This window comes from Stenotrophomonas sp. STEN013, assembly GCF_056760355.1.
Window position 1 is genome coordinate 114,095 of sequence record NZ_JBRREO010000006.1, and the last position, 19,686, is coordinate 133,780.

Annotated in this window: 15 protein-coding genes and 3 tRNA genes; 7 read left to right on the plus strand and 11 right to left on the minus strand. The window is 65.8% G+C overall.

Annotated features, from left to right (window positions below):
* Positions 1–82: 82 nt before the first annotated feature.
* Positions 83–1,165, plus strand: coding sequence for a ribonuclease D (rnd, locus tag ACVOMH_RS13040; protein WP_481552233.1), 1,083 nt, complete (start codon positions 83–85; stop codon positions 1,163–1,165).
* 145 nt (positions 1,166–1,310) lie between these two features.
* Complete coding sequence (locus tag ACVOMH_RS13045; RefSeq protein WP_054658522.1) at positions 1,311–3,077, plus strand: SLC13 family permease; 1,767 nt, start codon at positions 1,311–1,313, stop codon at positions 3,075–3,077.
* Between the two features lie 173 nt (positions 3,078–3,250).
* Here the strand turns inward: ACVOMH_RS13045 and ACVOMH_RS13050 are convergent.
* A tRNA-Phe gene (locus ACVOMH_RS13050) sits at positions 3,251–3,326 on the minus strand.
* Positions 3,327–3,547: 221 nt separating this feature from the next.
* Positions 3,548–3,623 (minus strand) — tRNA-Ala (locus ACVOMH_RS13055).
* 421 nt (positions 3,624–4,044) lie between these two features.
* On the opposite strand from ACVOMH_RS13055, the gene ACVOMH_RS13060 reads away from it, so the two are divergent.
* On the plus strand, positions 4,045–4,581 hold the full coding sequence (locus ACVOMH_RS13060) for a lipocalin family protein (RefSeq protein WP_481524592.1): 537 nt from the start codon (positions 4,045–4,047) through the stop codon (positions 4,579–4,581).
* A gap of 19 nt (positions 4,582–4,600) precedes the next feature.
* On the opposite strand, the gene ACVOMH_RS13065 is transcribed toward ACVOMH_RS13060, so the two are convergent.
* The 5 genes from ACVOMH_RS13065 to ACVOMH_RS13085 all read right to left on the minus strand — a co-directional run bounded on the left by ACVOMH_RS13065 (position 4,601) and on the right by ACVOMH_RS13085 (position 12,899).
* A complete protein-coding gene (locus tag ACVOMH_RS13065; protein WP_481552234.1) occupies positions 4,601–6,049 on the minus strand; it encodes an amidohydrolase in 1,449 nt (482 codons plus the stop codon).
* A gap of 18 nt (positions 6,050–6,067) precedes the next feature.
* Positions 6,068–7,882, minus strand: a complete 1,815-nt coding sequence (locus tag ACVOMH_RS13070; protein ID WP_481552235.1) for an amidohydrolase family protein — start codon at positions 7,880–7,882, stop codon at positions 6,068–6,070.
* 8 nt (positions 7,883–7,890) lie between these two features.
* Positions 7,891–8,898 carry a FecR family protein gene (locus tag ACVOMH_RS13075; RefSeq protein WP_057505965.1) on the minus strand — a complete coding sequence of 336 codons (1,008 nt, stop codon included), beginning with the start codon at positions 8,896–8,898 and terminating at the stop codon, positions 7,891–7,893.
* Complete coding sequence (locus ACVOMH_RS13080) at positions 8,882–9,469, minus strand: RNA polymerase sigma factor (RefSeq protein WP_481552236.1); 588 nt, start codon at positions 9,467–9,469, stop codon at positions 8,882–8,884. The genes ACVOMH_RS13075 and ACVOMH_RS13080 overlap by 17 nt, the downstream gene beginning before the upstream one ends.
* Before the next feature lie 64 nt (positions 9,470–9,533).
* Positions 9,534–12,899 carry a TonB-dependent receptor gene (locus ACVOMH_RS13085; protein ID WP_481552237.1) on the minus strand — a complete coding sequence of 1,122 codons (3,366 nt, stop codon included), beginning with the start codon at positions 12,897–12,899 and terminating at the stop codon, positions 9,534–9,536.
* 191 nt (positions 12,900–13,090) lie between these two features.
* Between ACVOMH_RS13085 and ACVOMH_RS13090 the strand changes: the two genes are divergently transcribed.
* From ACVOMH_RS13090 to dxs, 4 genes are all read left to right on the plus strand, one after another.
* A complete protein-coding gene (locus ACVOMH_RS13090; RefSeq protein WP_054660554.1) occupies positions 13,091–13,567 on the plus strand; it encodes an LEA/WHy family protein in 477 nt (158 codons plus the stop codon).
* A gap of 40 nt (positions 13,568–13,607) precedes the next feature.
* Positions 13,608–15,398: an acyl-CoA dehydrogenase C-terminal domain-containing protein gene (locus tag ACVOMH_RS13095; protein WP_057505964.1), complete on the plus strand. Its 1,791-nt coding sequence runs from the start codon at positions 13,608–13,610 to the stop codon at positions 15,396–15,398.
* A gap of 114 nt (positions 15,399–15,512) precedes the next feature.
* Entirely contained in the window at positions 15,513–16,178 is a 666-nt protein-coding gene (locus ACVOMH_RS13100; protein ID WP_481552238.1) for an HNH endonuclease, read from the plus strand.
* A 177-nt stretch (positions 16,179–16,355) separates the two neighbouring features.
* A complete protein-coding gene (dxs, locus tag ACVOMH_RS13105; protein ID WP_481552239.1) occupies positions 16,356–18,266 on the plus strand; it encodes a 1-deoxy-D-xylulose-5-phosphate synthase in 1,911 nt (636 codons plus the stop codon).
* 88 nt (positions 18,267–18,354) lie between these two features.
* Here the strand turns inward: dxs and ACVOMH_RS13110 are convergent, their stop codons facing one another.
* The 4 genes from ACVOMH_RS13110 to ACVOMH_RS13125 form a co-directional block, all read right to left on the minus strand.
* On the minus strand, positions 18,355–18,822 hold the full coding sequence (locus ACVOMH_RS13110; protein ID WP_481552240.1) for a cupin domain-containing protein: 468 nt from the start codon (positions 18,820–18,822) through the stop codon (positions 18,355–18,357).
* Between the two features lie 71 nt (positions 18,823–18,893).
* Positions 18,894–18,970 (minus strand) — tRNA-Pro (locus ACVOMH_RS13115).
* A gap of 61 nt (positions 18,971–19,031) precedes the next feature.
* Complete coding sequence (locus ACVOMH_RS13120; RefSeq protein ID WP_481524601.1) at positions 19,032–19,388, minus strand: MerR family transcriptional regulator; 357 nt, start codon at positions 19,386–19,388, stop codon at positions 19,032–19,034.
* Positions 19,369–19,668, minus strand: a complete 300-nt coding sequence (locus tag ACVOMH_RS13125) for an integration host factor subunit alpha (RefSeq protein WP_054657702.1) — start codon at positions 19,666–19,668, stop codon at positions 19,369–19,371. Before ACVOMH_RS13125 ends, ACVOMH_RS13120 begins: the two co-directional genes overlap by 20 nt.
* Between the last annotated feature and the right edge of the window lie 18 nt (positions 19,669–19,686).

Here is a 19,686-nt window from a genome sequence, read left to right on the forward strand (position 1 = left end):
ATTCCTGTCCCGGATCACGGGACGAATCGACGTTAGGCTATTCTCGCCTGCCTGAGCAAACCATGCAGTTGACGGACACCACGTGGCTTATTGGATCAAACACCCGGCGGAACTTGAAGAACGTTACCGCCAGCGCCCCGGCCGGATCGGGCTGGATACCGAATTCATCCGCGAGCGCACCTACTGGCCGCAGCTGGCGCTGGTGCAGATGGCCGTGGGCGAGGAAATCCTGCTGATCGATCCGCTGATTCCCGGCATGACCGAGGCCCTGCGCCCTTGGCTGACCGATACCGGCATCCTCAAGATCATGCACAGCGCCAGCGAAGACCTGGTCGCCTTCAAGTGCGCCTGCGATGCGATGCCGCGACCGCTGTTCGACACCCAGATCGGCGCGGCACTGGCCGGCATCGGCGGCGGCATGGGCTACCAGAAACTGGTGGCCGAGATCACCGGCGTCACCCTGCCCAAGGGCGAGACCCGCTCGGACTGGATGCGCCGCCCGCTCTCGCCCGCACAGCTGGAATATGCGGCCGACGACGTGGAATACCTGTTCGCATTGCACGATGCGATCGACACCAGGCTGCAGGCGCTGGATCGGCGCGGCTGGCTGGAGGATGACGGCGAGCGGATGATCGCCAACGTCGAGACCGATGACAGCGAACAATGGCCGCACCTGTCGATGCGCGCGGCGCAGTTCCTCGAGCCCGAGGCCCAGCTGCGCCTGCTGCGTCTGCTGCGCTGGCGTGACCGCCAGGCCCGGCAGAGCGACAAGCCGCGCAGCTGGATTCTCGACAATGAAGTCGCCACCACGCTGGCGCGCACACCGCCGGCCGATTACGAGGCGATGCTGCGACTGTTCGACCGTTTTCCCAAAGCGCCGCGCAAACTGGCGCAGGCTGTCTGGCAGGCCCTGAACACGCCACTGGACGACGAGGCCCTAGCACCGCAGCCGCTGGCACCAAGCGAGAGCAACAAGGCCGCACTGAAGCGGCTGCAGGAGGCCGTCGCCAGCCACGCGGCCGCACTGGGCCTGCCTGATGGCCTGCTGGCCTCCCGCAAGCACCTGGAGGCCCTGCTGGAGAGCGGCCAGTGGCCGGCGGCGCTCGATGGCTGGCGCAAGACACAGCTGGAGCCGGTCTTGCGCCCGCTGTTGCCGGCGCGTTGATCGCCTCTACCGGCGCGGGCTCTCGCGCAGTCCGCGTCATGCGCCACGATCGGACTGCGCCTACCTCTACGCAGTCCACCAGGCTTCACCTGCTTCCTCGCAACAACTCCCATCGGAACCGGATGACTCACGGAGACCCGGCTGTATGACGTTCCAGATCCTGATGGTCATCGGCATCACGGTGGTTGCCGTCTATCTGTTCGCCACCGAAAAGCTGCGCATGGACATGGTGGCTGTCCTGGTGCTGGCCACACTGGCCCTGCTCGATCTGGTCAGCCCGCAGCAGGCGCTCAGTGGCTTCAGCAACCCGGCAACCATCACCGTCGCTGCCATGTTCGTCCTGGCCGCAGGCCTGCAGAACAGCGGCGCGCTCTCCGGCATCGGCTGGCTGTTCAGTCGGACCCGGTCTCCCTTTCTGTTCCTGCTGCTGTTGTTCGCGGTGCTGGCGCTGATCGCGCCGTTCGTGAACAACACCGCCGTCGTGGCGGTATTCATGCCGCTGGTGATCACCGCCACCGCCCGGATCGGCATGCCGGCTTCCAAAGCGCTGATTCCGCTGTCCTTTGTCTCGCAGATGGCCGGCGTGTGCACGCTGGTGGGCACCTCGACCAACCTGCTGGTCAACGGCATCGCCAAGGATCTGGGGCACCCCGGCTTCAGCATGTTCGAATTCACGCCGCTGGGCCTGATCTGCCTGGCCGCCGGCTGCACCTACCTGCTCATCTTCGGCCGCTGGCTGCTGCCCGACACCCGCACCTCCGAGTTCGTGGAGCACTACGAGCTGGGCAAGTTCCTCACCGAACTGCGGGTGATGCCCGGCTCGCGCCTGATCGGAAAATCCATCGAAGAGATGAAGCTGGGCGAAGCCAACGGCGTTTTCGTACTGGAACTGCTGCGCGGCAAGAACAAAGTGTGGTCACCGCGGACCCAGACGCTGCAGGAAGACGACATCCTGCTCGCCCGTGGCGACTGGCCCAGACTGGTCGAATTCACCCGCAAAGCCGGGTTGGAGATCAATTCGCAATTCAAGTTCAAAGCCCGCCTGCTCGATGATGTGGAGCAGGTGGTTACCGAAGTGATGATCGCGCCCAACTCGCGCGCGGCCGGCCGCACCCTGGAAGCGCTGGACCGCAGCTGGAACCACAACGCGGTAGTGCTGGCCATCCAGCGTCGTGGCGGAGTGCTGCGCGAGAAACTCAAGGATGTGCGGCTGGATGTTGGCGACATCCTGCTGCTGATCACCGCCAGCGCGGAGGTCGGTGCGCTGCGCCGCGATCCGGACGTGGTGGTGCTGTCCGAACGTGAAGCGGTCAAGCCCAAAGGCTGGCGCGGCCCCTTCGCACTGGTGACGATGGCGCTGGTGATCGGCATCTCGGCCATCGGCTGGATGCCGATCGCGATCACTTCGCTGGTCGGCGCGGTGGCGATGACCCTGGCAGGCTGCCTGCATGCCGACGAGGTCTACGAGGCTGTGGACTGGCGCATCGTGGTGCTGATGGCAGGCCTGCTGCCGCTGGGCGTGGCGATGAGCCAGAGCGGAGCGGCCGCTTTCATCGTCGAGCACACCATCGGACTGGTACGCGACCTCGGCCCGCATGTGGTGCTGGCGGTGATGTACCTGGTCGCCCTGCTGCTGGCCGAGCTGATGAGCAACTCCGCGGCGGCCGTGCTGCTGACCCCGATCGGCATCTCCACCGCGCAGATGCTGGGCGTGGATGCCACGCCCTTCCTGATCGCGGTGACCTTTTCCGCCTCGACCAGCTTCCTCACCCCGGTCGGCTACCAGACCAACACCATGGTCTACACCGCCGGCGGCTACCGCTTCACCGACTTTCTCAAAGTGGGCCTGCCGCTGAATCTGATCTTCTGGATTCTGGGCGTGATCTTCATCCCGCGCTTCTGGCCCTTCTGAGCCATCCCCGGTCGCCAGCTGTCCGCCGCTGGCTGCACTGCCCCACTGCGACACAAGCACCTGCGCGCATCCCCTGATTGCGCAGGCACAAGCGTGGGGCAGGTGTACCACGCCAGCGACATCATCAACATGGAAAAACAAAAAAGCCCGCATTTCTGCAGGCTTTAATGGAATGGTGGCCGAGGACGGAATCGAACCGCCGACACGGGGATTTTCAATCCCCTGCTCTACCAACTGAGCTACTCGGCCACTTTTTTCTCGTTGGCGTTGTCGCCGGCGAGGACGTGCATATTACGGATGCATTTCGATTTGGGCAAGCGAATTTCACAAAAATTTTCACATCCGCGCGAATCCATTCCAAACGACCGATTCGGCAAAGGCATCGACGCCATCCAGAGGCTCACACAACGCGTGCGCAGACACGCAAACGCAAAGCGCCGCATCTTCCGATGCGGCGCTTTGCGGGTGTTTGGTGGAGCGGAGGAGGATCGAACTCCCGACCTTCGCATTGCGAACGCGACGCTCTCCCAGCTGAGCTACCGCCCCAAACGGTGAGGGCGATTCTACGCCCGGTTTTTTTATTCGCCAAGAGGCACATCCCGCAGGGCGCGCCGGCGTCCCATCAACGACCGAGAGAAAGTGGCCACGCGATCCGCCGGAGCAACCGGTATCCGCGGCCGCAGGCTGCTTCGCCATCGCGGCACGCGTTGCGGCGCTCCATTGCCTGTCCGACGATCACGATCCAATTCCGATTCCCTTCCAGATGCCCAGGGGTGGCAACAGGCCGGTCCGCGAAGGCCGCCCTGATGCAGCGCTTGCGCACCAGCCCACCTGCCTCCGCCAATCGACAGGCATGGCCAAGATCATCGCAGCCGGATTCGCCACTCCCGTTATCCGGGAAAACGAAAGATTCACTCGAGCGGCGGCATGGTGACCGGGCTTTCCACCTCGCCACGGAGATCCGCCCATGCCCCGCACCCGGTTTTCACTGTTGCTCGCCATCCTGCTGCCGTTCTCGGCGATTGCCTCCGAACCGGTGACCTCCGTGCCGCAGCTCAACCTGGACCGCTATATCGGGCAATGGCATGAAATCGCCCATCTGCCGGTGTCGTTCCAGAAAAAATGCGTGGCCGACATCACCGCAAGCTATCGGCGCCATGCCGACGGACGCATCAGCGTGCTCAATCGCTGCCGCACGGCCGATGGGGACCTGATCCAGGCCGAGGGGACCGCACGCACCGTGGCCGGCCATCCCGGCCGCCTGCAGGTGCGCTTCGCGCCCGAATGGCTCGCATGGCTGCCCTGGGTATGGGCGGACTACTGGGTGATCGCCCTGGACCCGGACTACCAGTGGGCGATGATCGGTGAGCCGGACCGCAAATACCTGTGGATCCTCTCCCGCACACCCGGCATGGACGCTGACCGTTTTGAGGCGCTCAAGTCCCAGGCCGTCGCGATGGGCTACGAGCTTGCGCCCTTGAAGGTCATGGCGCCCATCGACTAGGGCGCCCGCCCGTCGTCACTCAGTCGGCCGCTTTGCGCCGGTAGTCCAATGGCGGTGCGGTGCGCTGCAGCAGCGGCTGATAGGTGAAATCCGCACCCCGCCGTTGTGCGAACTCTGTCTTGGCGGCGGCGACGGTCTGCGGGGACTGGTAGAGCGCCACCGCGGCCAGCGCCAGGGTCTTCGCCGCATTCAGAGCCCCCTTGGCACCAATCGTCGAGCCCGAGGCGGCCACAGCCTGCCAGCTGTGCGCCGGCGTTCCCGGCACCCAGGTCGCCGTGCTCACCCCTGCCGTGGGAACAATCCAGCTGACATCGCCCACATCGGTGGACGCACTGCCGGCATTGTCGGCACGGTAAGGCTGCAGCGCAGCAGCCTCATCCAGCGCCGGCCGCCGCTCCAGTGTTTGCTGCATGCGCTCGGCGAAGGCCCGCTCGGCCACGTCATAGCGCACACCGCCCACCCGCTGCAGTGCCGCCTGCATCACCTGCCCCAACGTGTCATTGGGCAGCAGCGAGAACACCCCGCCGGTCTGCTCGAACGCAACGGTGGTACCCGTCCCCATCGCAGCGCCCTCGGCGGCCTGGTGCAGGCGCTCGAACACCTCGCGGACCACCGCCGGGTCGGTATGGCGCACGTAGTAATAGGCCTCCGCATCATCCGGCACCACGTTGGGCGCCGCCCCGCCGTTGCTGATGACGTAGTGGATGCGGGTGCCGTCGGGCACGTGCTCGCGCATCAGATTGGCCATGTGATTGAACGCCTCCACGCCATCCAGTGCCGATCGGCCACGCTCCGGCGCAATCGCCGCGTGCGCAGCACGCCCCTGGAAGCGGAACTTCCCGCTGATGTTTGCCAGCGTGGTGCCTTGCGCGGCCGAGTTGTCGGCTGCCGGATGCCAGTGCAGCATCACATCCACTCCATCGAAGAGCCCGGCCTTTGTCATGTAGACCTTGCCCGAGCCTCCCTCCTCGGCCGGCGTGCCGTACAGCCGGACTTCGCCGTCGTTACCGGTGTCTTTCAGCCATTGTGCGATGGCCCGCGCCGCGCCCACGGAGGCGGCACCGAACAGATTGTGACCGCAGGCGTGCCCGGCGAGCTGCCCGGGCAGGGGTACCCGCACCGGCTCGGCCGCATGCGCCATGGCCGGCAAGCCATCCATCTCCGCCAGCAGACCGATCACCGGCCCCTTGCCGCGTCGGCCATAGCTGGCGACGAACGCCGTCGGCATCCCGGCCACGCCCGCCTGGATACGGAATCCGGCCTCGCGCAGCTCCTGTTGCAGCAACGCCGAGGATTGCGTTTCCAGATACCCCAGCTCTGGACGCTGCCACAGTGCCAGCCCGACCTCTGCCTGGCGCGCGGCATAGCGGTCCAGCGCGGCCACCACATCGGCATCCTGCGCGCCCACACTGGCAGGGATGGACAACAGGCAGCCCAACAGGGCCGCACGCAGCCGGGTCGGCTTCATCGGCAGATCCTCCGCAACTCAGTAGAAGGTGACGTTGTCGATTTCGAACCAGACCTTGCTGCCGGGTTCACCGCCGGCGGAGAACACCAGCTGCTGCAGGTCATCGCCCTTCCACTGGGCGATGGGTCCCTTGGCCCGGTATGGCGGCTGCCCCTGCAAGGTGACAAACGGCACCTCGACCGCGCGCCACTGCGGTTGGGCCTGCAGCGTGGCGACAAAGCGGCGACTGCCCAGCGCGCGTACTTCCAGGCGCAGCTCCGGCGCACTGCCCCGCAGTTCGAAGCGGACACCGCGATAGCCCCGCGCATCCACCGGCGCCACCGAGCCACGGCTCAGCGGCAGGATCGTCGCGGCAAACGCCGTGTCCTTGTTTGACAGCTTGGCCTGTGTGGCCAGCGCGTGGCCACCGGTTTCGCGGGCGACCACTTCAGTCACCTGCACGGTGCGGTCGTTGCCGCCATCGGCCTCGTCGATACGCAGCGTATCCAGCGCGGTGCGACCGTCTTCGCGCTCGAAGTCATCCACCAGCGCGGCCACCGGCAGCGCCGGCAATGCCAACGCGTGGTTGCCAGCGGGCAGCACCGCTCCCTTGCCATGGACCTGGCGACCGGCGACATACACCTGCTGCGTGTTGCGGATATCGGCGATACGCTGCCACGGCTGACCGCGCACCAGCAGCAGATCGGCGCGCTTGCCGACTTCAATCGTGCCTCGATCCGTCACGCCCAACGCCTTGGCGCTGTGCGCGGTGCCGGCGACAAGCGCTTCGGCCGGGGTAAGCCCGGCCTCGACGAACAGCTCAAGCTCGCGCAGGGTGGAGCTGCCATGGGGCGTACCGGTCATACCGGCATCGGTACCGACGACCACCGGGATACCGGCGTCATGCAAGGCTTTGACATTGCCCAGGGCGTTGGTGAAATTGCGTTCGCGCTGGCGCAGCACTTCCGGCTTGCTGGCGATGCGGCCACTGCCGTCCACGCGCTCGGGCAGGTACACCGCCAGCGAGGGCGCATAGGCCGTGCCGTGGGTACGCATCAACCCGACCAGCTCCTGGTCCACCGGACCGTCCTGCAGGCTGTGCGCGATCACGTCCACGCCGGCACGTGCAGCGGCCTTGCCACGCTTGACCATCACCGTATGGGTGAACACCTTCAAGCCGTGCTTGTGCGCTTCCTCGACCAGCGCGCTGAGGGTCTCCTCATCCATGCTGCTGTTGTCGGCGGCATTGGAGTAACGCCAGCCGTCGGTGAAAGCCTTGATGAAATCCGGCTTGTAGGCCGCCACCGCCTGCACGCCCGCCCGCGCAGCGGCCGGTGAGTTGACCCAGCGGGTGGTGTTTTCATCGCCCCAGTCGGCGCCATGACCGAGCGGGGTGCTCATGCGCGCGGCGAACTTCACGTCCGGCGCGGCGATCGAGGCCAGCCATTGCCGGCGCGGCGCGTAGGCCTCCGGCGGCTCGTGGAAATCGCTGACCGTGGTGACACCCGCAGCCATGTACAGATTGGCCACCTGGGGCAGTTCCGACGGGGTGGCATTGGGCGTCCAGTGTGTGTGCAGATCCAGCAAGCCCGGCAGCAATGCCTGTCCGCGCGCGTTGACCACCCGCGCGCCCTTGGGCGTCTGCAGCTGCTGGCCGATGGCCGCGATCCTGCCCTCCTCCACCAGCACGCTGGCCGGATAGGCGGCGCGCCCGGTGCCATCGAACACCATCGCATCACGGATCAACAACGGCTGCGCGTCGCCGGCCCGGGCCACAGCAGTGGCCTGCCCGGCGCCCAACAGCACCAGCATCGCCAGCAGATGCGTCCATCGATTGCTCTTGTACATGCTCATTTCCACGTTCATTGCAGGGACCGCGCCGCAGCGGACGCGGGCTCGGGGGAACTCAGGCGGACATCGTTGCCGTGCTGTTCCACCACCAGGCCCAGACTCAGGGCGACGCTGTGCGCAAATCCGCGCGGATCGCTGGCCGAGTACAGGCCGACGATGCGGCGGCTGCCCACCAGCGGATCGTTGATGACGATACGGGTGTCGCTGTAGCGCAGGAACTGCGCCGCCGCCACCGACAACGTGTCGCCATTGAACGACAACATGCCCTCGCGCCACGCCAGTTGCTGCTGCAGATCATCACTGGGCACCGCCTCGATGCGGATGCCATGGCTGCGGTTGGCAAGGGCGCGGTAGTTGGCCAGCAGCCGCGCCGGCGCCACCGCGCCCTGTACGTCGGTCACATCCACCACGCCTTCGCGCACCAGCACTTCCACACCACCACTGCGACGTTCGGTGAGACTGACCGCAAAGCTGGTGCCGATCGCGGTCACATCGGTTTCCTCGGCACGCACCACGAACGGCCGGTGCGGGTTCTTGGCCACATCGAACAACGCCTCGCCCTGCAGCAGACGGATGTCGCGACGGCTGTCGCTGTAGCTCACCCGCACCTGGGAGTCCGAGTCGAGCGTGATCGCCGAGCCGTCCTGCAATGGCACCCGCAGGATCTCGCCCTTGCGCGTGGCGTAGTACTCGGCGCCATCGTCCTGATGCCGCACGCCGATCGCCAGCAGACTGAACATCGCCGCCGCCCCCACCGCCCATCTGAACAGCCGCCGCGCCGGTCGCGCCGCCCAACGCGGAGCACTCGTGCGCTGCAAGCGGCCGGCCGACAGCGCACGCGCCCGGTCGGTACGTGCCAACACGGCATGGGCACGCGCATAGGCACCGAAATGCCGGCTGTCGGCCTGCAGCCACACATCCCGCTCCGCCTCGGCCTCTGCGCTCAAGGGCGCACGGTCTTCGCGTGCCACCCACGCCGCGGCGATGTCATCAATGTGGTTGTCAACGCCTGCGCGCATGCCACATCTCTCCTGCATCGGGCTGGTCCTTGCCCTGCTCCGTTCCGTCGTCATGCCGCTTCATCGCTTCCATCAATACCCGGATGCCTTTGCAGATGTGCTTTTCAACGGTGTTCTCGCTGATTTGCATCCGCTCGGCGATCTCACGCTGCGAGTAGCCCTCCACGCGCCGCAGCACGAAGGCCTGCCGGCACTTGTCCGGCAACCCGTCGATCAATGCGCCGATCCGCGCCAGCTGCTGCCGGGAGGAGGTCGTCCGCTCAGGGCAGACCTCTTCCCCGGCGATCGCAACCCGGTCGATCTCCGCGACCGCTTCGATCGACACCACCTGCGCGCGCCGCAACTGTTGCAGCACCACCGATTGCGCGACCGAGTAGACATAGGCCCGCGGCTGCCGGACGTGCGAAACGTCCGGCAGCGCCGCCAGGATCGCGTAGGTCTCCTGGATCACATCGTCGGCATCCTGGCGGACCGACAGCTTCCGCTTCAGCCACTCGCGCAGCGCCGGCTCACACGGCAACACGTGCTCGGCCAGCCACAGGCCGCGCTCTTTGGCCAGTGCCGGCTTCATCGCATCACCTGCCAACCGCCACCCGCCAACCGCCGGGCAGCGGCATCCACATCAACGAAGGTCATCAGAACGCCTTGCTCACATTCACGTACCAGTAGCGCGGATTGGCCTGATACACACCCGATGGATAGCCGAACACATCATCGGACACCGGCGGACGCTTGTTGGCCAGATTGTTGGCTCCAACCTTCAGCGCCACCCCGTTGAGCCAGCCTTCGCGCTGGAAGTCGTATTTGATGAAGGCATTGGCCAATGTCTGCGACTTCACCGTCCACGGCGTACCGTCGGCCAGGGTCAGGCCGTTCTCGACGTAGGAACTGGCGTAGCGCGCATTGGCGCCCACCGACAGCTGCTGGTAACGCCAGGTCAGGGTGCCGGACCACTTCCACTCGGGGTTGCCGCCATTGCCGATCAGGTCACCGCCACCGGTGATGCGGATAGACGGATCGACCAGTCCCTGCGCCTTGGCATCTTCCAGCGCCTGCAGCGCCGGCGAACGCTGGCGGTAGAACTCGATCAGATGGGTGCCGGTCACCGACACGTCGAAGCGGCCGATGGCGGTCTCCGGCGAATTCCAGCTGAAGTTGTAGTCCACGCCGCGCAGCGTCTGCGGCTGCAGATTGACGTACTGGTCGGTGACGTAGAGCACCTTGCCGGCCGGATCCAGCCCGGTGCCGGCAAACCGCGCGATCTCGTCGGCGGTCGGGTCGGCACGCACCACGGCGCTGTTGCTGCCGCCCTGCTGGCGCAGCAGGTAATCCAGGATCAACGCATTGCCTTCGCCGAACAGGCCGATGATGCCTTCCTGCTCGTACTTGTAGTAATCCACCGCGAAGCTGAAGCGGCCGAAGTCCTCCGGAATGAAACGCGGCTGGAACACCAGCCCGGCGCTGGTATTGGTGGAGGTTTCCGGCTTCAGATCGGGGTTGCCCGAACGCCGCGCGGTGGTCGAATAGGTGTAACCGCCACAACCGGCGATGGAGGCCTGCGCGCCGGTGCGCACGTCCGCTTCGCACTGGATGTAGTCGGTGCGGTTGTTGGAACGGCTGACCACCGTGGCGTTGACCTGTTCCAGGTTCGGCGCACGGAAGCCCTGGGCCCACGACGAGCGCAGGGTCAGGCCATCGAAAATCTGCCAGCCCAGCGCCAGCTTCGGCTTGGCGACATTGCCGAAATCGTTGTAGCGCTCGGCGCGCCCGGCCACCTGCAGGTCCAGCGACTTGACCAGCGGAATGCCCATTTCCGGCGAGACCAGCGGCACCGAGAGCTCGGCGAACAGTCCCATCACCGAACGCGAGCCGTAGGTGTCCGGGGTCGGGCTGACGCCGTACATGTCGCTCGGATAAGCGATGCCGGTGATCGCATCGGTGAAGGTCACCGAGCCATCCACGCGCGCGTCGCGGTCATCGCGCTGGGTTTCGTGCCGCGCTTCCACACCGGCCGCCATGCCCACCTTGCCGGCCCAGGTGGAGAACAGGTCCGCACGCGACACCTTGAAATCCCACAGGAACAGCTCGGTCTCGCTCTGCCGCTTGGCCTTGTAGAAGAACTGGTCCAGCGTGTCCCAGTCATTGCAGCCGCCACAGAACGGGTTGTAAGCCGACGCCGTGGGGTTGGCCAGCGCCTGCTGGAACAGCGACATGCTCACCGCATCCTGGGTGTCGACGACCTTGGCCGTGGAGTACAGCGCGGCGGTTTCCCAGTCAAAGCCGTAGTGATAGCCACGCAACCCGGCCAGGGCGCGCACCTGGGTGTTGTTGACCTCGATGCGGGTCGGGCGCTCGAAGCGGTAGCTGGTGATCGTCACCGGCACGCCATTGGGGCCGATGTTCAGGCCCTGCAGGCGGTTCGGGTTGAGCGAACCGTCCGGCAGGTACATCGCACCAAACGGGTTCCAGTAGTTGCTGGCGGCCACCGTCATCGGCAGTGCGGTGATGGTGTTGACACCGTTTTGCAGGCTGTAGGCGCGGGAGTCGTACAGGCCCGCCTCGCTGAAGAACGAAATGCCGTTGTCGAAGTCGTGCTTGCCGGTGACAAACAGGTTCAAGCGGCGCACGTCCGGGGTGATCGACAGCGGGTATTGCCCCTGCTGGTTGTCGCGCAGGTTGGCATCGGCGCCGGAGGTAGCCTTGCTGCCGGACTGCACGCAGATGCCATCGGCAATGGTGGTCGCACAGCCACTGTTGCTGGTCGGCTGCACATGGAACGCCCCGGCCGCCGTGGTCAGCCAGGTGCCGTTGCGCGACACACGCGGGCCGTTGACGGTGAAATTGCCCCACGGGCTGTTGGTGTTGCGGTTGTCGGTGCCGGGCAGACCTTCAAACGGCGTGCCGAGGAAGTCCGTGGCGCGGTCGCCATTGCGGGTCCAGTCCTGGTCCAGCGAATTCAGGCCGGTGGTGTTGTAGTAATTGAAAGCGACGGTGATATTGGAGCGCAGGTCTTCGGAGTTCTTGCCCCACATGCCGTTGATGCCGATATCGCGCAGGTCGGTACCTTCACCGAAGCCCTTCTGCACGCTGATCGTGCCGCCATCCATGTCATCGCGCAGCACGTTGTTGACCACGCCGGCCACCGCGTCGGTACCGTAGATGGCGGCTGCGCCATCGAGCAGCACCTCCACCCGGCGCAGGTTCGACACCGGCACCGCGTTGGCGTTGTAGGTCAGCACCGGCACCAGGTTGCCGTCGGCCTGGCTCATCGGGTGCACCACGCTGCGGCGGCCGTTGATCAGCAGCAGCGTATTGCCCACCCCGAGCCCGCGCAGATTGACCGAGGCGATATCGCCACGCGCGTAGTTGGAGCTGTTGCCGCCATTGGTGCCGCTGAAAGATACATCGCCCATCTGCGGGATCGAGCGGTACAGATCATCCCCGGAGACCGCGCCGGTGGCTTCGATCTGCTCGGTCTGCAAGGTTGCTACCGGCAGAATCGCGGCCGACTTGCTGCCCTTGATCTGACTGCCGACCACGGTGATCTGATCAAGCGTGCTCACCCCTGCGGCGGGCGCGACATCCACCTCGGCCGGGGCGACGGGCTGCGCCTGCGCCTGCGCCGCCGTTGCCACCGCCAAGCCGCCCAGACCGCCCAGCGAGGCCAGCAGCGGTCGCGCCGCACGCAGGGTGATGGTCCGCCCGTCATCGGAAGCAATAGTCAACCCGGTGCCATCGAGCAGCTGGTTCAACGCCTGCCGCGCATCCATCTGGCCCTTGACCTGGCCGACCTCGATACGCGATTCGCCAGCGGCATTGGCCGGGGCGATGATCTGGATCCCCGCCTGACGCGCGAATTCAGGTAACACATCTTCGATATGACCGCCTTCGACATCGAACTGCGGCGGCGCCGCGAATACCGGAACCGCCGTGCACAGGGCAGCAACAGCCAGACCGCCGCGGATAGCGCTTGCAAGCGGTAACAACTTGAATGAACGCATTGATGTATCCCCAGAATAAAACGCGGAAAGCGGCGACCTTTCTGTCCCCTCTTCCTGTTCGATGCGCCAGCACGGGTCTTCCGCCATCCGCGGCCGCAATTGTTTCGCACTTGCCCGCCCCGCATCCGCACGCGCCCATACGCCGTAGTATCCTTCGACCGACCCCGCTTCAAACCCGAGGACCCCGCGGTATGCGCTTTCGCCCCCAGTACGCCCTTATCGCCCTTGCTGCACTTGCCCTGACCGCCTGTGGCGGCGGCAAGGTCAAGCGCGTCTCCGAACCTGCGGCCAGCATCCAGCAGCTCACCGTCGGCAACGACGGCAACTGGGAGGTGGAGCTGCGCCTGCGCAACTACAGTTCGATGCCGATGCGCTTTGACTCGGTCGCGCTGGCTGTGAAGGTCGGCGACGAGAGCGCCGGCACCCTGAGCGCCACACCCGGCGTATCGATCGGCCCGGAATCGGCGGATGTTGTCAGCGTCCGCCTGCAACCGAGCTCCTCGGCCCGCATCGTCGTCGCCGATGCACTGGCCGGTGGCCGTTCCGTGTTCTACGAACTGGAAGGCAGCATCGGCGTCACGCCCGAAGACCGGAAGCAGCGCAGCTTCGAGGTGAAATCCCGCAACAGCCTAAGCCAGGCACCGGGTCTGCCCGGCGTGCTTCGCTGAGTTCCCGCCTCCGTTTTCCGCATCGTTCGAGAATCGTCTGATGAGCACCTACAAAGCCCCTGTTAACGACCTCCGTTTCGCCCTGCATGACGTGCTCAAGGCCGAGTCCTTGTTTGCCGCGATGGGCCTTGAAGATGCCAGCACCGACGTCATCGACGCCGTGCTGGAAGAAGCCGCCCGCTTCAGCGCCAGCGTGCTGGCACCGCTGAACGCCATCGGCGACCAGACCGGCTGCACCCTGGACAAGGCCACCGGCGAGGTCACCACCGCACCGGGTTTCAAGGAAGCCTATGCGCAGTTCATCGAAGGCGGCTGGACCGGCCTGACCGCGTCTCCGGAGTTCGGCGGACAGGGTATGCCGGGCACGCTGGGCATGGCACTGAGCGAGATGGTGTCCTCGGCCAACCTGGCCTGGAGCCTGTTCCCGATGCTCTCGCACGGCGCAGTCGAGGCCCTGAAGCACTACGGTGAGGACTGGCAGAAGGAAGCCTTCCTCAAGCCGCTGGTGGCCGGCCACTGGACCGGCACCATGTGCCTGACCGAACCGCATGCCGGTACCGACCTGGGCCTGATCAAGACCCGCGCCGAACCCAACGCCGACGGCAGCTATGCGATCACCGGCACCAAGATCTTCATCACCGCCGGCGAGCACGACCTGAGCGAGAACATCGTCCACCTGGTGCTGGCCAAGCTGCCGGATGCGCCGCCCGGCCCGAAGGGCATCTCGCTGTTCGTCACCCCGAAATTCAAGGTCGACCGCAACGGCGCCATGGGCGAGCGCAATACGCTGCGCTGCGGCTCGCTGGAGCACAAGATGGGTATCCACGGCTCCTCGACCTGCGTGATGAACTTCGACGGCGCCCAAGGCTACCTGGTCGGCGCGCCGCACAAGGGCCTGATGGCGATGTTCGTGATGATGAACTCCGCCCGCCTCGGCGTGGGCGTGCAGGGCCTGGCCCAGTCCGAACGCGCCTACCAGGGCGCGCTGGCCTACGCCCGCGAGCGCCTGCAATCGCGCGCGCCCAAGGGAGCTCAGCTGGCGGACAAGCCGGCCGATCCGATCATCGCCCAGCCCGATGTGCGCCGCATGTTGCTCACCACCAAGGCGCTGACCGAAGGTGGCCGCCTGCTCGCCGCACACGCCTACACCCAGCTCGATACCGCCCAGCACGCCGCAGACCCGCAGGCGCGTGCCGATGCCGAGACGCTGGTCAGCTTCCTCACCCCGATCGTCAAAGCCTGCCTGACCGAGTGGAGCATTGAAGCCACCTACAACGGCCAGCAGGTGTTCGGCGGTCACGGCTACATCGCCGAGCACGGTATGGAGCAGTTCGCGCGCGATGCCCGCATCACCACGCTGTATGAAGGCACCACCGGCATCCAGGCGCTGGACCTGATCGGCCGCAAGACCGCCGCCTCCCAGGGCGCCGGGCTGAAACTGTTCGCCGCCGAGATCGAGCAGTTCATCGCCGACAACGCCAACAACCCGGCGGTGGCCGAATTCCTGCCGGTACTCGGCGCCAAAACCCGGGAATGGGGCAAACTGACTGTGAACGTGCTGCAGCGCGCCGCCAGCAATCCCGAAGAACTGGGCGCAGCCAGCTGGGACTACCTGTTCTACAGCGGCTACGTGGCACTGGCCTACTGGTGGGCGCGCGCAGCGGCCGCCGCGCAGGCCTCAAGCCAGCCGGAAGCGTTCAAGCAGGCCAAGCTGGAAACCGCGCGCTTCTACTACGCCCGCGTTCTGCCGCGCACACTCACCCATGCAGCCAGCATGGAAAGCGGCGCCGATCCACTGATGGCCATGGACAGCCTCCGTTTCGGCGACTGATCCGGCCGCCTCCGCCCCGTCGCGGGCGCCTCCTCCGGCGCTCGCGGCTTTTCAGGCGCTGCTCCAGACGCGTTTACACAATCTGTCACACATCGTGTATAAGCTGTTTTCCCGATGGAGACAGACACTACACCGCGTAGTCTGATCGATACCGGAGCCGACTCTTCCGCTCCGACACCCGGGATTTCGCCCTCGCCCTCCCTGCACCGCCTCGGCGCCGTGCGCCTGCTATCGCTGGATGCGCATGGCCGCGTGCTGGACTGGATCAACTGGCAAGACGCCAGCTGCCTGTATGTGCGCGGCGCAGTGGCGTGGACACTGGGCGATCCGTGCCTGCACGTGCATGGCGCCATTTCCCGCGCGACCGGCCTGCCCAGTGGGCTCGACCTTCACCCGATCATCGCCTCGCGTGGCCACGCACGCTCGCGCGCGATCAATCCCACGCCCAATCTGACCAACCCGGCCCTGTTCGCACGCGATGCGCAGCTGTGTCTGTACTGCGGCCAGCAGTTCAGCCGGCCGCAGCTCACCCGCGACCATGTCCTGCCGCTGTCCAAGGGTGGGCGGGATATCTGGGAAAACGTGGTTTCCGCCTGTTTCCAGTGCAATTCGCGCAAAAGCAACCGCACCCCGCAGCAGGCGCACATGCCCTTGCTCGCCGTGCCCTACCGGCCCAGCTGGATCGAACACCTGATCCTTTCCAACCGGAACATCCTTGCCGACCAGATGGCGTTTCTGAAGGCGCAACTGCCCAAGAACGCCGTGCGCCGCAGCGTCTGAGGGCACGCATTTCCAGCGGCCGCCCCTCGCCCCGGGCGCGAAGCGGCGACGACTTGTCTGAACCGGCACTTCAGTTTGGCCGCATCCGCCCCCATCCCCCGCCCACATCTGCGGCGCTTTGCTTGCCCCACCCCCGGTTGGCGGCCAAAATACCGTTTCGCTTGAAACACGAAGAAAATGATCGACTCTGCCTGCTACCCGCGCCTGTCGCGCATCCAGACTCCTGCCGACCTGCGCCAGTTCGATGAAAGCGAACTCGGGGCGATCGCGGGCGAGTTGCGCGCCTATCTGATCGAATCGGTCGGCAAGAGCGGCGGCCACTTCGCAGCCGGCCTGGGGGTGATCGAACTCACCGTTGCCCTGCACTACCTGTTCAACACGCCGGTTGATCAGCTGGTCTGGGATGTCGGCCATCAGACCTATCCGCACAAGATCCTGACCGGGCGGCGGGACACCATCCACACGGTCAAGCAGAAGGGCGGCGTGGCGCCCTTCCCCAAGCGCGAGGAGAGCGAGTACGACACCTTTGGCGTTGGCCACTCATCGACCTCCATTTCTGCCGCGCTGGGCATGGCCATCGCACGCCAGCGCCAGGGCGACACCCGCAAAGCCGTGGCCGTGATAGGCGATGGCGCGATGACTGCCGGCATGGCGTTCGAGGCGCTGGCCCACGCTGGCGGCATGGATGACGAGCCCAATGTGCTGGTCATCCTGAATGACAACAACATGTCCATCTCCGAAGCCGTCGGTGGACTGACCAAGATGCTCGGCCGCGCCACCGCCAGCCGCACGCTCAATGCGCTGCGCGAGGGGGGCAAGAAGATCCTCGGCGACAAGCGCCACAGCCCGCCGGCCCGTTTCGTCAAACGCTGGGAAGAACAGTGGAAAGGCATGTTCGTGCCGTCCACCGCCTTCGAGCAGATGGGCTTCCATTACACCGGCCCGATCGACGGCCATGACCTGCCCCTGCTGCTGACCACCCTCAGGCGCCTGAAGGACGCCAAGGGCCCGCAGCTGCTGCACATCATGACCACCAAGGGCAAGGGCTACGAACCGGCCGAAGGCGACCAGATCGGCTATCACGCCGTGGGGCCGTTCGATCCGAGCAAGGGCCTGCCCACCAAGAACGCGCCAAAAAAACCCACCTACACCGACGTGTTCGGTGACTGGCTGTGCGACGCGGCCGCCGCCGAGCCGCTGCTGATGGGGATCACCCCGGCCATGCGCGAGGGCTCCGGGCTGGTGCGTTTCAGCAAGGAATATCCGGCGCGCTACTTCGATGTCGCCATCGCCGAGCAGCATGCAGTTACGCTCGCCGCCGGCATGGCCACACAGGGCGCCAAGCCGGTGGTGGCCATCTACTCCACTTTCCTGCAGCGCGCCTATGACCAGCTGGTGCATGACGTCGCCACACAGAATCTGGACGTGCTGTTCGCCATCGACCGTGCCGGCGTGGTCGGTCCGGACGGTGCCACCCATGCGGGCAACCTCGATCTGAGCTACCTGCGCTGTGTGCCCAACATGGTGGTGATGGCTCCCGGTGATGAAGCCGAGTGCCGGCAGATGCTGACCACCGGCCTGCGCTACAACGGCCCGGCGGCGGTGCGCTACCCGCGTGGCACGGGTCCGGGCGTGGCTGCCGGCAACGATCTGTCGACGCTCGAGATCGGCAAGGCCCAGCTGCGCCGGTCCGGCAGCCGGATCGCGCTGCTGGCTTTTGGTGCCACCCTGCCGGCCGCCGAACAGGTCGGCCGTGAGCTGGGCCTGAGCGTGGTCAACATGCGCTTCATCAAGCCGCTGGACCAGGCGATGCTGCTGGAACTGGCCCGTACCCACGAAGGCTTCGTCACAATCGAAGACAACGTGGTGGCTGGCGGAGCCGGCTCGGGCGTCTCGGAACTGCTCAACGCCGAGGCGGTGGTGATGCCGGTGCTGCACCTGGGCCTTCCCGACAGCTACCAGCATCACGCCAGCCGCGAAGACCTGCTGAGCGAAGCGGGCATCGACGCTGCGGGCATTCGCGCCGCCATCCTCAAACGCTGGCCCGAACTGCAGGACACCGCCGCGCCGGTGAGTGCGGCCAGCTGAAGCAAAAGCCCCGCATCGCGGGGCTTTTGGGTGACGCCGGGATAACCGTCGCCGTCGTGAAAGCAGCCGGTATTGCCCTGCACATCACTCAGATCCAGCTGTCGCGCAGGCGCAGGAGCCGCGCCTCTGGTCCCTGCGGATCCATCAGCTCAAAGCCGCTCCAGACAAAACCAGGCGCGACCAGGCAGCTCACCAGCGCATGTGAACCCAGCGGCCGCGCGGCCTGCCACATTCCTCTGGGCACGATCGCCAGCGATACCCGCCCCTCAGCGACCGCGCCCAGCTCGGTTCGCCGCACCGGCGACCCACCGCCCTCCCACAGCAGCAGCTCCAGCGGCGCTCCGGCCTGCCATTGCCAGACTTCCTCGGCATCGATGCGATGCCACGCACTGCCCTGTCCGGCGCCGAGCAGGTAGTGGATGGCGGTCAAGGCAGGACGCGTCACGCCCTCGACAACGACCTGCTGCGGCGATTCATGGAAGCGACGGAAAAAGCCGCCCTCCGGATGTGGCCCCAGCTGCAACTGCGATACCAGCTGTTCAACCTGCCCGCCCATACCCTCATCTCCGGCGATCAAAAACAAAAAAGCCCGCGCATTGCTGCACAGGCCTTGATGGTTACAGTAATTGGTCGGGACGGCCGGATTTGAACCGACGACCCTCTGCCCCCCAGGCAGATGCGCTACCAGGCTGCGCTACGCCCCGATCGTTACTGCTTCGCCTTGCGGCGAGCCGGTGATTATACCGGCTTTGATTCGAAAATAGTTCAGCGGCGAAGCAATTGCAGCACTTCTTCCAGCTCCATCCGCACCTGGCGGATGATCTGGTTGCTCAGCGCCGACTCCTCGCGCGCGCCCTCCCCTTCCAGTCGCAGACGGGCGCCGCCGATGGTGTAGCCCTGCTCGTACAGCAGGCCGCGGATCTGGCGCACCATCAGCACGTCATGACGCTGATAGTAACGACGGTTGCCACGGCGCTTGGCCGGCTCGAGACTGGGAAACTCGGTCTCCCAGTAGCGCAACACATGCGGCTTGACGTCGCACAGCTCGCTGACTTCGCCGATGGTGAAGTAGCGCTTGGCCGGAATCGGCGGAAGTTCGCGGTTACTGCCCGGATCCAGCATATGCCTCCACCCTTTCCTTGAGCTTCTGGCCCGGCCGGAAGGTCACCACCGTACGGGCGGAAATCGGAATTTCCTCACCGGTCTTGGGATTGCGCCCCGGGCGCTGGTTCTTGCGCCGCAGATCGAAATTGCCGAAGCCGGACAGCTTCACCTGACGTCCCTGTTCCAATGCATCTCGCAGCACATCGAAGAACGCGTCGACAAACTCCTTGGCCTCACGCTTGTTCAGACCGACTTCGTCGAACAGACGATCCGCCATCTCCGCCTTGGTCAATGCCATGCCTGCTCCCTGTTTGCC

Excerpts from the sequence above, each read along its gene's own strand:
- ACVOMH_RS13045 (WP_054658522.1), top strand. The coding sequence starts at position 1,311 with ATGACGTTCCAGATCCTGATGGTCATCGGCATCACGGTGGTTGCCGTC.
- ACVOMH_RS13060 (WP_481524592.1), top strand. The coding sequence starts at position 4,045 with ATGCCCCGCACCCGGTTTTCACTGTTGCTCGCCATCCTGCTGCCGTTC.
- ACVOMH_RS13065 (WP_481552234.1), bottom strand. The coding sequence starts at position 6,049 with ATGAAGCCGACCCGGCTGCGTGCGGCCCTGTTGGGCTGCCTGTTGTCC.
- ACVOMH_RS13070 (WP_481552235.1), bottom strand. The coding sequence starts at position 7,882 with ATGAGCATGTACAAGAGCAATCGATGGACGCATCTGCTGGCGATGCTG.
- ACVOMH_RS13075 (WP_057505965.1), bottom strand. The coding sequence starts at position 8,898 with ATGCGCGCAGGCGTTGACAACCACATTGATGACATCGCCGCGGCGTGG.
- ACVOMH_RS13080 (WP_481552236.1), bottom strand. The coding sequence starts at position 9,469 with ATGAAGCCGGCACTGGCCAAAGAGCGCGGCCTGTGGCTGGCCGAGCAC.
- ACVOMH_RS13085 (WP_481552237.1), bottom strand. The coding sequence starts at position 12,899 with ATGCGTTCATTCAAGTTGTTACCGCTTGCAAGCGCTATCCGCGGCGGT.
- ACVOMH_RS13090 (WP_054660554.1), top strand. The coding sequence starts at position 13,091 with ATGCGCTTTCGCCCCCAGTACGCCCTTATCGCCCTTGCTGCACTTGCC.
- ACVOMH_RS13095 (WP_057505964.1), top strand. The coding sequence starts at position 13,608 with ATGAGCACCTACAAAGCCCCTGTTAACGACCTCCGTTTCGCCCTGCAT.
- ACVOMH_RS13100 (WP_481552238.1), top strand. The coding sequence starts at position 15,513 with ATGGAGACAGACACTACACCGCGTAGTCTGATCGATACCGGAGCCGAC.
- dxs (WP_481552239.1), top strand. The coding sequence starts at position 16,356 with ATGATCGACTCTGCCTGCTACCCGCGCCTGTCGCGCATCCAGACTCCT.
- ACVOMH_RS13110 (WP_481552240.1), bottom strand. The coding sequence starts at position 18,822 with ATGGGCGGGCAGGTTGAACAGCTGGTATCGCAGTTGCAGCTGGGGCCA.
- ACVOMH_RS13120 (WP_481524601.1), bottom strand. The coding sequence starts at position 19,388 with ATGCTGGATCCGGGCAGTAACCGCGAACTTCCGCCGATTCCGGCCAAG.
- ACVOMH_RS13125 (WP_054657702.1), bottom strand. The coding sequence starts at position 19,668 with ATGGCATTGACCAAGGCGGAGATGGCGGATCGTCTGTTCGACGAAGTC.